Raw genomic sequence first — 12,120 nt, 5'->3', positions numbered from 1 at the left:
CATGGAGAACCACGGGCCACTGCACCTCGAGCGCCCCGTGCCCGAGGACGCCTACGCACAGCTGAAGGCCCAGGCGCCGCGCTCGCTCGACCATGACGACCTCGCCATCTACCTGCGCCACCTGGCCAACGCCGATCGCATGATCGCCCGGCTGCGACGGGCCCTCACCGCGCACTCGCGCCCCGGGCTGCTCTGCTGGTACGGCGACCATGTACCCATCCTGCCCGAGGCCTACAACCGCCACGGGCCACCCGCCGGACACACCCACTACGCCATCTGGTCCCCCCGGGCCAGCGGTACGGCGGCACCCCGCGAGCGGTCGGTGGTAGACCTGGGCACCCTGCTGCAGGCGACCCTGCTCGCCCAGGCCGACCCGGCGCAGACAGGCCCGGCCCGCGCACGATTCAAGGAAGACCCAGTGACATCAGGAGCAAGACATGACTAGACGCGTCGCCATCATCGGGGCCGCCCATCGCTTCCCCGGCACCACGCCCGAGACCTTCTGGCAGGACCTGCAGGGCGGCAAGGACATGGTCACCCGCGTCGCCGAAGAGCGCTGGAGCCAGGAGGCCTACCAGCACCCCGACCGGCGCCACCCGGGGACCAGCGTCACCTTTGCCGCCGGCAGCCTCGGGGATGTCAGCGGCTTCGATGCCGCCTTCTTCGGCATCTCGCCGCGAGAGGCCGCCAACCAGGGCCCCCACCCAGGGCCGCCTCCGGGGGTTGCCCGCGGGGCCCAGGGAGGCGGCCGGGGGCCCCCCCCCCCGGCGGGCGGGGGCCCCCCGCCCGGCCCCCCCCTCCCCCCTCCGCCCCGCTCCTCCTCTCCTGGGAGGAGGGCGCCCCCCCCCCCCGCCAAAAGTACCGCCCCGGGCCCTGGCCGCGGGCGTTTTCGTTGGTGGCGACGAAGCCGCCGGGCGCTCCCTCGCCCGGCGCCGCTTCAGAGACTGTAGAGCGTCGCCGAGCCGGGGCCCACCGGCAGGCCGAAGGCGAACACCCAGAGGAAGAAGAGCAGGCTCCAGCCGATCAGCATGAAGAGGGTATAGGGCAGCATCAGCGCCACCAGGGTGCCGATGCCCAGGTCCTTCCGGTAACGCGCGGCCACCGCCATGATCAGGCCGAAGTAGCTCATCATCGGCGTGATCAGGTTGGTCACCGAATCACCGATCCGGTAGGCGGCCTGGATCACCTCGGGGGCATAGCCCATCAGCATCAGCATCGGCACGAAGATCGGCGCGGTCACCGCCCACTGGGCCGAGGCGCTGCCCAGCGACAGGTTGACGAAGGCGCACATCAGGATGAACAGCGCGAAGAGCAGCGGCCCGCGCAGGCCCAGGCTCTGCAGCAGGTCGGCGCCGGCCACGGCGATCACGGTGCCGAAGTTGCTCCAGTTGAACAGCGCCACGAACTGGGCGGCGAAGAACACCAGCACGATATAGAGGCCCAGGCTGCTCATGCTCTTGGCCATGGCGTCGACGATATCCCGATCCCCGCGCATGGTGCCGGCCAGGCGGCCATAGACGAAGCCGAGCAGCGTGAAGGAGACCGCCACGATCACCACGATGCCGCGCAGGAAGGGCGAGCCGCTGACCAGGCCGGTCTCCGGGTGACGCAGGACTCCCCACTCCGGCACCACCAGCAGCGCCAGGCCCGCGGCCAGCGCCAGGGCGGCCAGGCCGGTGCCCTTGAGGGCGCGCTTCTCGGTGGTCGAGAGGGTGGCCATCTGCTGGTTTTCGATGTCCGCCTCGGCCTGGCTGGCATCGAACTTGCCCAGCTTGGGCTCGACGATGCGCTCGGTGACCAGGCCGCCGATCAGGGTGACGATGAAGGTGCTGACGATCATGAAGAACCAGTTGGCCTCGGCGCCCACCACATAGCTCGGGTCGAGCAGCCGCGCCGCCTCCTGGGTGATCCCGGAGAGCAGCGGATCCACGGTGCCGATCAGCAGGTTGGCGCTATAGCCGCCGGACACGCCGCAGAAGGCCGCCGCCAGGCCCGCCAGGGGGTGGCGTCCCAGGGAGTGAAAGATCATTGCCGCCAGCGGGATCAGCACCACATAGCCGAGCTCGGCGGCCATGTTGGACATGATGCCGGCGAAGACCACCGCGTAGGTGACGATGCGCGGCGAGCGGTCCAGCACCAGGGCGCGCATGCTGGCGGAGAGCAGCCCCGAGTGCTCGGCCACGCCGACCCCCAGCATGGCCACCAGCACGGTGCCCAGGGGCGCGAAACCGGTGAAGTTGGTGACCATCTCGGTGACCAGGCGGCGCAGCCCCTCGGCGTTCAGCAGCGAGTTGACGGCGAGCCACTCGCCTTCATTGGCCGGCCGTGGGTCGGCCACCGAGACGCCCAGGGCGGCGGCGATGCCGCTGGCGACGACCACCAGGACGCAGAGGATGGCGAAGAGGGTCACGGGGTGGGGCAGCAGGTTGCCGAGCCACTCCACACTATCGAGGAAGCGGGTAAAGGCGCCACGACGCAGGCGTTCACTCCGCGGGTGCGAGCTTTGCATGAAGAGTTCTCTTGAAGTTTCGATTGACAGTAAAAAAGCCTGCCTTTATGGCAATGCGCGCGACATTACGTGGCGTTATGGCAGACAGCAATCGAATTCATGCATGACGCTATCCAGCGGATGAGAGGGCCTGGCGCCGGGGCTCAGGCGCGGCTGCGGCGCCAGTGGTGGGCCAGGATCACCAGCTCGATCATGGCGATCAGGATCAGCGCATAGCCGAACAGTTCCACCACCTCCTCGGCGGCGTCCTTGAAGGTGCGCAGGTACTGCTCCTGGAGCACCGCCTGCCAGAAGTCGCTGCGGCCGTAGAGGCGCGAGAAGACATAGGTGGTCAGGACGCCGGCGGCGAACAGGCCGAAGGAGAAGCTGTTGGCGTAGCCGGCCAGCTCCTCGGCGAAGTCGCGGCGATGGCGAATCACCGAGGCCAGGCAGGGCAGGATCACCAGGGTGACCAGTACCTTCCAGGTATGCTCGGCCACATAGGTATCCAGCCAGTAGTCCTGTTCACGGATCAGCGAGCTGGTGACGAAGGCGAACAGCAGCAGGGTAACCTGGGGCAGCACCTTCAGCCGCTGGCGCACATGGAGCAGCAGCAGGGCACTGGCGAGCAGCAGGGCGCTCTGGGCCAGCTCGGTAAAGCCCCGTTCGGTGAAGCGCACATTGGGCAGGTGGCGGGCCTCCCAGAGGGTGCCCTGGGCCAGCAGGGCCACCAGCAAGATATAGAAGAAGGCCCGTAGGACCAGGGGCGACAGGCGGTAGGGCGACGATAGTGGCATGGTCGAGACAGAATGGCCGTGACGAAAAGCCCGCCATCATACCGTCATCACTGTATGTTCGTAAGTGGCCTCAGTCGCCGCGCCCGCGTCGCGCCTCCTCTACCAGCCAGTCATGCACCGCCGCCACCCGGCGGTCGTCCAGGGCCCCCGGCGAGTAGACGATGCCGTACTGCTTGCCGGTGGCGACCCGCTCGCTGAAGGGGGCGATCAGGGCGCCGGTCTTGAGCTCGTCGGTGATCAGGGTGCGTCGGGCGATGGCCACCCCCATGCCGGCGATGGCCGCCTCCATGGTCAGCTGGTTGCGGTTGAAGGTGTAGCCGCGGCGCACATTGACGTGGGGGGCCGCGATCGCCTCCAGGTAGTGCTCCCACTCCGCGTAGTCGTGGCTGCCCCGCCAGGCGGTCACGTCATGCAGCAGCGGGTAGTAGGCCAGGTCCTCGGGGCGGCGCAGGGGCGGTTTGCCGCGCAGCAGCGCCGGCGCGCAGACCGGGAAGATCAGCTCGTCCATCAGCGGGGTGATGGAAAAGCCCGGGTAGTGGCCATCGTTGAGGTCGATGGCCAGGTCGAAGTCGCCGTCGCGCAGCGAGATATTGCTGTCCTCGGCGATTACCTGCAGCTCGATGTCCGGGAAGCGCGCCTGCAGCCGCGACAGTCGCGGCATCAGCCACTTGGCCAGGAAGGAGGGCACGCTGCGCAGGCGCAGGATGCCGCTCATCACCCCGGAACGCAGCCGGCGCACCTCCTGGCCCACCGCCTGGTAGGCCTCGTCCACCACCGCCGCCAGGCGCCGTCCCTCGTCGGTCAGCTCCAGGCGCCGCGGCAGGCGGCGGAACAGCTTGAAGCCCAGGCGTTCCTCCAACTGCTTGATCTGCTGACTCACCGCCCCGGTGGTTACGTGCAGCTCCTCGGCGGCGCGGGTAAAGGAGAGGTGCCGGGCGCTGACCGCGAAGACCTTCAGCCAGGCGTGGGTCTGGGCATTGAGGTGTCGGCTCATGGTTGAGTTTTGCTAAATCCAGGAGAAGATATTTTCGATTGTCTCGCGATTCGATCCCCATGAACATAGCGAAAACGCCTCGACGAGGCAGCCCATGATGTCCGATGCTTTAGTCAGATTGATGTGTCGAGACGAGATTGTCTGAATGGCGACGGCCGACGTCGCCCGGGGGTAAGCGAGATGTCCATCAGTGTGTTCGACCTCTTCAAGATCGGCGTGGGGCCGTCCAGCTCGCATACCGTGGGGCCCATGCGCGCCGCCTACGACTTCGTCGAGAGCCTGCGCGCCCAGGACCTGCTGGAGCGGGTGGCCCGGGTCGAGGTGCAGCTCTTCGGCTCGCTTTCCGCCACCGGCATCGGCCACGGCACCGACCGGGCGGTGATCATGGGCCTGATGGGCGAGCGTCCCGATCGCATCGACCCCACCATCATCTCGCCCTGCATCGAGGAGCTGCTGGAGTCCCAGAGCCTGCTGCTGGATGGCCGCCTGGCGATCCCCTTCCTGTGGCCCCGCGACATGCAGCTGCTCGAAGAGAACCTGCCCCACCACCCCAACGCCATGCGCCTGATCGCCCACGGCCATAGCGACGAGCTCTACCGCAACACCTACTACTCGGTGGGTGGCGGCTTCGTGATCGACGAGGCCCAGGCCCAGCAGGGCGACCTGGACACCGACACCACGCCGCTGCCCTACGACTTCAACTCCGCCGCCGAGCTGATGGCGCTGTGCCGCATGCACGACATGCGCATCAGCGAACTGATGCTCGAGAACGAGAAGGCCTGGCGCAGCGAGCAGGAGATCCGCGACGGCCTGTGGACGATCTGGCAGGCGATGTGCGACTGCATCGATACCGGCTTCGCCCACGAGGGCGTGCTGCCCGGCGGGCTCAACGTCAAGCGCCGCGCCGCCGCCCTGCATCGCCGCCTGGTGGCCATGGAAGGCAGCCACAGCCTGATCGCCTCCACCTTCTCCGCCATGGACTGGGTCAACGTCTTCGCCCTGGCGGTGAACGAGGAGAACGCCGCCGGCGGGCGCATGGTCACCGCGCCCACCAACGGCGCCGCGGGCATCATCCCGGCGGTGCTCAGCTACTACATGAAGTTCCAGCCCGAGGCCAGCGAGCGCGACGTGGTGGACTTCCTGCTGGCCGCCGGCGCGGTGGGCATCCTGTGCAAGAAGAACGCCTCCATCTCCGGCGCCGAGGTGGGCTGCCAGGGCGAGGTGGGCTCCGCCTGCGCCATGGCCGCCGCCGGCCTGGCCGAGGTGATGGGCGGCTCGGTGGGCCAGGTGGAGAACGCCGCCGAGATCGGCCTGGAGCACAACCTGGGCCTGACCTGCGACCCGGTGGGGGGCCTGGTGCAGGTGCCCTGCATCGAGCGCAACGCCATCGCCTCGGTGAAGGCGATCAACGCTGCCCAGATGGCCCTGCGCGGCGACGGTGAACACTTCATCTCCCTGGACAAGGCGATCCGCACCATGCGCGACACCGGTCGCGACATGCAGGACAAGTACAAGGAGACCTCCCGCGGCGGTCTCGCGGTCAACGCCATCGAATGCTGATGTAACCCTTTCTCTCTCGTATCAACCCTTTGGGCGCCCTCTCGGGCGCCTTTTTTTTGGTTCTTCTCACTTTGGCGTGAATACCGCCGTGGGAGCGCAGATTCTGCCGGTCCGACGCCTCGGCGATATCGCCCGAAGGGCGATCAAGGCGCCTGGCGGCGCCAATCGCTCGGCGGAGCCGAGCTCCCACGGTAGGCTTGGTGGCCACGGGTTTTGTGGGAGCGCGGGTTTCCCGCGCGATTGGGCGACGGAGTCGCCCTGGCGATATCGCCCGAAGGGCGTGTCTCTACACCCTTGGTCGAGTTCAACGTTTCGCTAGTTGAAGGAGGAGCGCAACCTGTTCTAGCTTACGTTAACGTAAAGTGTTGGCGCCCTCCGCCAATGCCTTCCAACAACAACAAGATCAGGGCATGCCAGTGCCCAGAGGACATCCCATGACCCAGGAGTTCATCCTCGAGACCCGGGGATTGACCAAGGAATTTCGCGGCTTCACCGCCGTGGATGGCGTCGATCTCAAGGTCAGGGAAGGGCATATCCATGCCCTGATCGGCCCCAATGGCGCCGGCAAGACCACCGTCTTCAACCTGCTCACCAAGTTCCTGCCACCCACCCGCGGCGAGATCCTCTACCGGGGCGAGGCGATCACCGCCCTGAAGGCCAACCAGATCGCCCGCATGGGCCTGGTGCGCTCCTTCCAGATCTCCGCGGTGTTCGGCCATATGACCGCCCTCGAGAACGTGCGCGTCGCCCTGCAGCGGCCCATCGGCACCTCCTTCCACTTCTGGAAATCGGCGAAGAGCCTCGATCACCTCAACGACCGCGCCTTCGCGCTGCTCGATGAGGTGGGCCTGGCGGACTATGCCGAGGTGCTCACCGTGGAGATGCCCTACGGGCGCAAGCGCGCCCTGGAAGTGGCCACCACCCTGGCCCTGGATCCCACCCTGATGCTGCTCGACGAGCCCACCCAGGGCATGGGCGCCGAGGACGTGGACCGCATCGTCGAGCTGATCCGCCGCGTCGCCAAGGGGCGCACCGTGCTGATGGTGGAGCACAACCTCAGCGTGGTCAGCCGCCTCTGCGACCGCATCACCGTGCTGGCCCGGGGCGCCGTGCTGGCCGAGGGCGACTACGCCAGCGTCTCCGCCGACCCACGGGTGCGCGAGGCCTATATGGGCAGCGAAGCCGAAGAGGAGGTCAGCGCATGACACAGCTTGCCGAGAATCTGGAACTGGAGGGTGCCGGCTACCGGGACCATGACGGCGCGGAGATGCTCAGGGTCAGCGACCTGCACGCCTTCTATGGCGAGTCGCATATCCTCCATGGCGTCGACCTCGACGTGAAGCGCGGCGAGCTGGTGACCCTGCTGGGCCGCAACGGTGCCGGGCGCAGCACCACCCTCAAGGCGATCATGAGCCTGGTGGGGCGGCGCACCGGCTCCATCGTCATCAACGGCACCGAGACCCTGGCCATGAAGCCTCACCGCATCCCGCGCCTGGGGGTGGGCTACTGCCCGGAGGAGCGCGGCATCTTCGCCAGCCTCGACGTGGAGGAGAACCTGCTGCTGCCGCCCACGGTGCGCTCCGGGGGCATGAGTCTCGACGAGATCTACGAGATGTTCCCCAACCTCTACGAGCGCCGCCGCAGCCAGGGCACCCGCCTCTCCGGCGGCGAGCAGCAGATGCTGGCCATGGCGCGCATCCTGCGCACCGGCGCCCGGCTCTTGCTGCTCGACGAGATCACCGAGGGCCTGGCCCCGGTCATTGTCCAGGCCCTCGGCGAGGTGCTGATCAAGCTCAAGGCCCGGGGCATGACCATCGTGCTGGTGGAGCAGAACTTCCGCTTCGCCGCGCCCCTGGCCGACCGTCACTTCGTGATGGAGCACGGCCGCATCGTCGAGGAGATCAGCGCCGCCGAACTGCCCGGCCGCCGCGACCACCTCAACCAGCTATTGGGGGTCTGACCCCCCATTCGCCCGCAACAACAATAACGGGCCCCGAGCCCATGGAGATCAGGATGACCCTTACCAAGACGTCCCTCGCCGGCAGCATCGCCCTCGCCACCGCCCTGGCCGCCACCGGCGCCCAGGCCGAGATCAGCGACGACGCCGTGCGCATCGGCTACCTGGCGGACATGTCCGGCACCTACCGCGACCTGGCCGGCCCCGGCGGCCTGGAGGCCCTGCGCATGGCGGTGGAAGACTTCGGCGGCAGCGTCAACGGCGCCCCCATCGAGGTCTTCAGCGCCGACGACCGCAACAGCGCCGACGTGGGCGCCAACACTGTGCGCGAGTGGGTCGACCAGCGCAACGTCGACATGGTGGCGGGCATGGTCGCCTCCTCGGTGACCATCGCCGTGACCAACGTCCTGGAGCAGCACGACAAGCTGGGCCTGGTCTCCGGCTCCGCCGCCTCCAGCATCACCAACGAGCACTGCACCCCCAACCATATCCACTGGGTCTACGACACCTACCCGCTGGCCAACGGCACCGCCCGGGCGGTGGTCGACCAGGGCGGCAACGACTGGTTCCTGCTGACCGCCGACTACGCCTTCGGCCACGCCCTGGAAGGCGATGTGGAGCGGGTGGTCACCGAGAACGGCGGCACCATCGTCGGCAAGGTGCGTCATCCCTTCCCGACCAGCGACTTCTCCTCCTATATCCTCCAGGCCCAGGGCTCCGGCGCCCAGATCGTCGGCCTGGCCAATGCCGGCGCCGATACCGTCAACGCCATCAGCACCGCCAGCCAGTTCGGCCTGACCCAGAGCGGCCAGCAGCTCGCCGGCCTGCTGGTGTTCCTCAACGACGTTTATGCCATGGGCCTGGAGGCCACCCAGGGGCTGCTGCTGACCACCGGCTGGTACTGGGACATGGACGACGAGGCCCGGGAGTGGTCCGAGCGCTACTACGAGCGGGTCGGCCGCATGCCCACCATGGTGCAGGCGGGCATCTACTCCAGCACCATGCACTACCTCAACGCCGTGGAGGCCACCGGCAGCGACGACACCGCCACGGTGCGCGAGTACATGATGTCGCAGCCGGTGCACGACTTCTTCGCCCGCAACGGCCATATCCGCGCCGACGGCCGCATGGTGCACGACATGTACCTGGCCCAGGTGAAGACCCCGCAGGAGTCTCAGGGCGACTGGGACCTCTACCATATCCTCGCCACCATCCCCGCCGACCAGGCCTATCGTCCGCTCTCCGAGAGCCAGTGTCGCCTGGTTCAGAACTGAGACCGACCCGCGGCCCCGTCTGACCGGGGCCGCCTTCCTGCGCCGGCGAGGAGAGTGCTGTCATGACGATGATATTTGGGGTGCCCCTGGCGGTCTTTATGGGGCAGCTATTGCTGGGGCTGATCAACGGGGCCTTCTACGCCCTGCTCAGCCTGGGCCTGGCGGTGATCTTCGGCCTGCTGAAGATCGTCAACTTCGCCCATGGCGCCCAATACATGCTGGGCGCCTTCGCCGCCCTGCTGGGCTTTCGCTACCTGGGCATCAACTACTGGGTCGCCCTGCTGCTGGTGCCGCTGGTGGTGGGCGCCCTGGGCATGCTGATCGAGCGGCTGCTGCTGCGGCGCATCGCCCACCTGGACCACCTCTATGGGCTGCTGCTGACCTTCGGCCTGGCGCTGATCTTCGAGGGCGCCCTGGTCAACTTCTTCGGCGTCTCCGGGGCCAGCTACCCGATTCCCCCGGCCCTGCAAGGGGGCGTCAACCTGGGCTTTATGTTCCTGCCCATCTACCGTGGCTGGGTGTTGGTGGCGGCCCTGGCGGTGTGCCTGTTCACCTGGTTCATGATCGAGCGCACCCGCCTCGGCGCCTACCTGCGCGCCGGCACCGAGAACCCGGCGCTGATGCAGGCCTTCGGCGTCAACGTGCCGCTGCTGATCACCCTCACCTACGGCTTCGGGGTGGCACTGGCCGCCTTCGCCGGGGTGCTGGCCGCGCCCCTCTACCCGGTGTCGCCGACCATGGGCTCGAGCCTGCTGATCGTGGTCTTCGCGGTGGTGGTGATCGGTGGCATGGGCTCCATCCTCGGCGCCGTGCTCACCGGCCTGGCCATGGGCCTGATCGAGGGGCTCACCAAGGTCTATTACCCCGAGGCCGCCAACACCGTGATCTTCCTGGTGATGATCCTGGTGCTGCTGCTGCGCCCCGCGGGACTCTTCGGTAAGGAGGCATGATGGACACCACCCAGACCCTTTCTCCCACCCTGCAGCGGCAACGCCGCGCCCTGTGGCGACGCAACGCCTTCTATCTGGCGCTGCTGGCCGTGGGCCTCGTGGCCCCCTTCGTCGCCTACCCGGTGTTCCTGATGAAGGTGCTGTGTTTCGCGCTCTTCGCCTGCGCCTTCAACCTGCTGCTGGGCTATGCGGGGCTGCTCTCCTTCGGCCATGCGGCCTTCCTGGCCACCGGCGGCTACGTGACCGGCTACCTGCTCTCCAGCCACCCGGGGCTGACCCCGGAGCTGGGCATTCTCACCGGCACCGCCGCCGCCGTGGCGCTGGGGGCCCTGTTCGGCGCCCTGGCCATCCGCCGCCAGGGCATCTACTTCGCCATGATCACCCTGGCCCTGGCCCAGCTGATGTACTTCGTCTTCGTGCAGTCGCCCTTTACCGGCGGCGAAGACGGCCTGCACGGCGTGCCCCGGGGCGAGCTCTTCGGGCTGATCAGCCTGCGTAGCAACCTGGCCATGTATTACTTCGTCTTCGCGGTCTTCCTGATCGGCTTCGCCATCGTCCAGCGCACCGTGCACTCGCCCTTCGGCCAGGTGCTCAAGGCGATCCGCGAAAACGAGCCCCGAGCCGTCTCGCTGGGCTACAACGTGGACGCCTACAAGCTGCTGGCCTTCGTTATCTCCGCGGGCCTGGCGGGCCTGGCCGGCTCCACCAAGACGGTAGTGTTCCAGCTCGCCTCCCTGACCGACGCCCACTGGCATATGTCCGGCGAAGTGATCCTGATGACCCTGCTCGGCGGCGTCGGCACCCTGTTCGGCCCCCTGGTCGGCGCCGGCCTGGTGGTCAGCCTCCAGCACCTGCTGGCCCAATCGCCACTCGGCAACTGGGTCAACGTCATCCTCGGCATCATCTTCGTCGTCTGCGTCCTCAGCTTCCGCAGCGGCATCGTCGGCGAAATCCTCAAGTCCTACCGCAAGAACTTCAAGTAAGCCCCCATGCCTCAAGCTTGGCGCCCCCGGGCGCCTTTTTTCTGCCACCACCACTGGTGTTGCAGATAACTGCTTGATTTCAGGTAAAGCCACTGGGGTTGTGGGAGCGCGGATTCCGCGCGATTGACCCGCAGTCTGCCGGGAAGCGGTCAGCGGCCTTGGGGAAAACCACCACCACCCGTAGGAGCCGGCTTCAGCCGGCGATATCGCCCGCAGGGCGATCCTGACTCTCCATGCCACTGCCCACCACCCCCTACCAATCTCCAACCCCTTCCCACCACCCCAACCTTTGCATCCCTCCCACCCCTTGCTTACTCTTGATCCTTAAGGCCGCTGAGATGGTCAGGAACGACAACACGCACGCAGGGACTACCGCATGGATGGCGGCCGCCATCATAAGACGCAGGGTAGGGGCGGTAGCGTGCCTGGAGCCCTCACCACCTCACCAGCCAGTCACCCCTGATGATTGAAACCGGCAAAAGCGGAAGTCGCGCGAATTCTGCATATGACGCCAAGCTATAATTGATTTGGATGTAAATCAGTGGGTTGGCGCCAGGCAGTAGGCTACATTTTTCGGACGAACGTGCCGGCACGTTGATCCAATCATAGAGCGCCGTCTAATACCTGTTAAAAATGCAAGGAGGCAGTATTTGTGAAGGATTGGTTCAATGATTTTTTGGTGATCTTGGCCTACTCGAAGCGAACTCAGTGGGCCATTATCCTCGGAGTGGTTGGGTTTGTTGTAATCCAAGTGTGGGGCGGCTATCAGCTCTCCAATTTCGAGTTGTCTGGCCCCATGAGCTCTATTACCGATGTGATCAAACAGAAATTTTTACGGCACTACGATAAAGCTGCTTTGGGTTGCTTGCTGTCTTTCTGGGGGACAGCAATTACTCTATATAAGAAAGATAGAAAACGGTTCTACAGATCGTTCTAATTTTTAACAAGTCGCAGCAGTTCGCGGCCGATGGCCGCCGGACGCCACTGTCGTGGCGCCGCTGTGCTCAGCGTTATTTGCGCAGGGAAAACGCATGAAAAACGGTTCTTCGTCACTTCATGTGGATTTGGCCTGATCGGACAAGCGGCCCACGGGGCTGCCAATCAGGTAGATCATCGC

At 66.5% G+C, this 12,120-nt stretch carries 10 protein-coding genes and 1 pseudogene; 8 read left to right on the top strand and 3 right to left on the bottom strand.

Annotated elements, in window-relative coordinates; all coding sequences use genetic code 11:
- Both IHD13_RS17425 and IHD13_RS18600 read left to right on the top strand, forming a co-directional pair.
- The coding region (locus IHD13_RS17425; protein ID WP_326838386.1) for a sulfatase-like hydrolase/transferase at positions 1–445 on the top strand (445 nt) is incomplete at its 5' end.
- Positions 438–701: pseudogene (locus IHD13_RS18600) on the top strand (beta-ketoacyl synthase N-terminal-like domain-containing protein); the annotation flags it as partial. The gene IHD13_RS17425 and the pseudogene IHD13_RS18600, both read left to right, overlap by 8 nt.
- A 236-nt stretch (positions 702–937) precedes the next feature.
- Here the strand turns inward: IHD13_RS18600 and IHD13_RS17415 are convergent.
- From IHD13_RS17415 to IHD13_RS17405, 3 genes are all read right to left on the bottom strand, one after another.
- Positions 938–2,509 (bottom strand): AbgT family transporter, encoded by a 1,572-nt coding sequence (locus tag IHD13_RS17415; RefSeq protein ID WP_195862308.1) that lies wholly within the window; start codon positions 2,507–2,509, stop codon positions 938–940.
- A gap of 143 nt (positions 2,510–2,652) precedes the next feature.
- Positions 2,653–3,285, bottom strand: coding sequence for a hypothetical protein (locus IHD13_RS17410; RefSeq protein WP_195862307.1), 633 nt, complete (start codon positions 3,283–3,285; stop codon positions 2,653–2,655).
- Between the two features lie 70 nt (positions 3,286–3,355).
- Positions 3,356–4,279: a LysR substrate-binding domain-containing protein gene (locus IHD13_RS17405; RefSeq protein WP_195862306.1), complete on the bottom strand. Its 924-nt coding sequence runs from the start codon at positions 4,277–4,279 to the stop codon at positions 3,356–3,358.
- 180 nt (positions 4,280–4,459) lie between these two features.
- Between IHD13_RS17405 and IHD13_RS17400 the strand changes: the two genes are divergently transcribed.
- The 6 genes from IHD13_RS17400 to IHD13_RS17375 all read left to right on the top strand — a co-directional run bounded on the left by IHD13_RS17400 (position 4,460) and on the right by IHD13_RS17375 (position 11,003).
- Positions 4,460–5,839, top strand: a complete 1,380-nt coding sequence (locus IHD13_RS17400) for an L-serine ammonia-lyase (protein ID WP_195862305.1) — start codon at positions 4,460–4,462, stop codon at positions 5,837–5,839.
- Positions 5,840–6,273: 434 nt separating this feature from the next.
- A complete protein-coding gene (locus IHD13_RS17395) occupies positions 6,274–7,044 on the top strand; it encodes an ABC transporter ATP-binding protein (RefSeq protein ID WP_195862304.1) in 771 nt (256 codons plus the stop codon).
- Positions 7,045–7,106: 62 nt separating this feature from the next.
- Positions 7,107–7,799 carry an ABC transporter ATP-binding protein gene (locus IHD13_RS17390; protein WP_195862310.1) on the top strand — a complete coding sequence of 231 codons (693 nt, stop codon included), beginning with the start codon at positions 7,107–7,109 and terminating at the stop codon, positions 7,797–7,799.
- Positions 7,800–7,852: 53 nt separating this feature from the next.
- A complete protein-coding gene (locus IHD13_RS17385) occupies positions 7,853–9,070 on the top strand; it encodes an ABC transporter substrate-binding protein (protein WP_195862303.1) in 1,218 nt (405 codons plus the stop codon).
- Between the two features lie 62 nt (positions 9,071–9,132).
- Entirely contained in the window at positions 9,133–10,020 is an 888-nt protein-coding gene (locus IHD13_RS17380) for a branched-chain amino acid ABC transporter permease (protein ID WP_195862302.1), read from the top strand.
- Complete coding sequence (locus IHD13_RS17375) at positions 10,020–11,003, top strand: branched-chain amino acid ABC transporter permease (RefSeq protein WP_195862301.1); 984 nt, start codon at positions 10,020–10,022, stop codon at positions 11,001–11,003. The genes IHD13_RS17380 and IHD13_RS17375 overlap by 1 nt, the downstream gene beginning before the upstream one ends.
- Positions 11,004–12,120: the final 1,117 nt, after the last annotated feature.

It is taken from the genome of Halomonas sp. 328 (genome assembly GCF_015645095.1).
Taxonomy (GTDB): Bacteria; Pseudomonadota; Gammaproteobacteria; order Pseudomonadales; family Halomonadaceae; genus Bisbaumannia.
The sequence above is the reverse complement of the archived record's forward strand: the minus strand, read 5'-3'. Positions and strand labels throughout refer to the sequence as shown.

Coding starts and splice junctions, on each gene's coding strand:
- IHD13_RS17415 (WP_195862308.1), bottom strand. CDS start 2,509: ATGCAAAGCTCGCACCCGCGGAGTGAACGCCTGCGTCGTGGCGCCTTT.
- IHD13_RS17410 (WP_195862307.1), bottom strand. CDS start 3,285: ATGCCACTATCGTCGCCCTACCGCCTGTCGCCCCTGGTCCTACGGGCC.
- IHD13_RS17405 (WP_195862306.1), bottom strand. CDS start 4,279: ATGAGCCGACACCTCAATGCCCAGACCCACGCCTGGCTGAAGGTCTTC.
- IHD13_RS17400 (WP_195862305.1), top strand. CDS start 4,460: ATGTCCATCAGTGTGTTCGACCTCTTCAAGATCGGCGTGGGGCCGTCC.
- IHD13_RS17395 (WP_195862304.1), top strand. CDS start 6,274: ATGACCCAGGAGTTCATCCTCGAGACCCGGGGATTGACCAAGGAATTT.
- IHD13_RS17390 (WP_195862310.1), top strand. CDS start 7,107: ATGCTCAGGGTCAGCGACCTGCACGCCTTCTATGGCGAGTCGCATATC.
- IHD13_RS17385 (WP_195862303.1), top strand. CDS start 7,853: ATGACCCTTACCAAGACGTCCCTCGCCGGCAGCATCGCCCTCGCCACC.
- IHD13_RS17380 (WP_195862302.1), top strand. CDS start 9,133: ATGACGATGATATTTGGGGTGCCCCTGGCGGTCTTTATGGGGCAGCTA.
- IHD13_RS17375 (WP_195862301.1), top strand. CDS start 10,020: ATGGACACCACCCAGACCCTTTCTCCCACCCTGCAGCGGCAACGCCGC.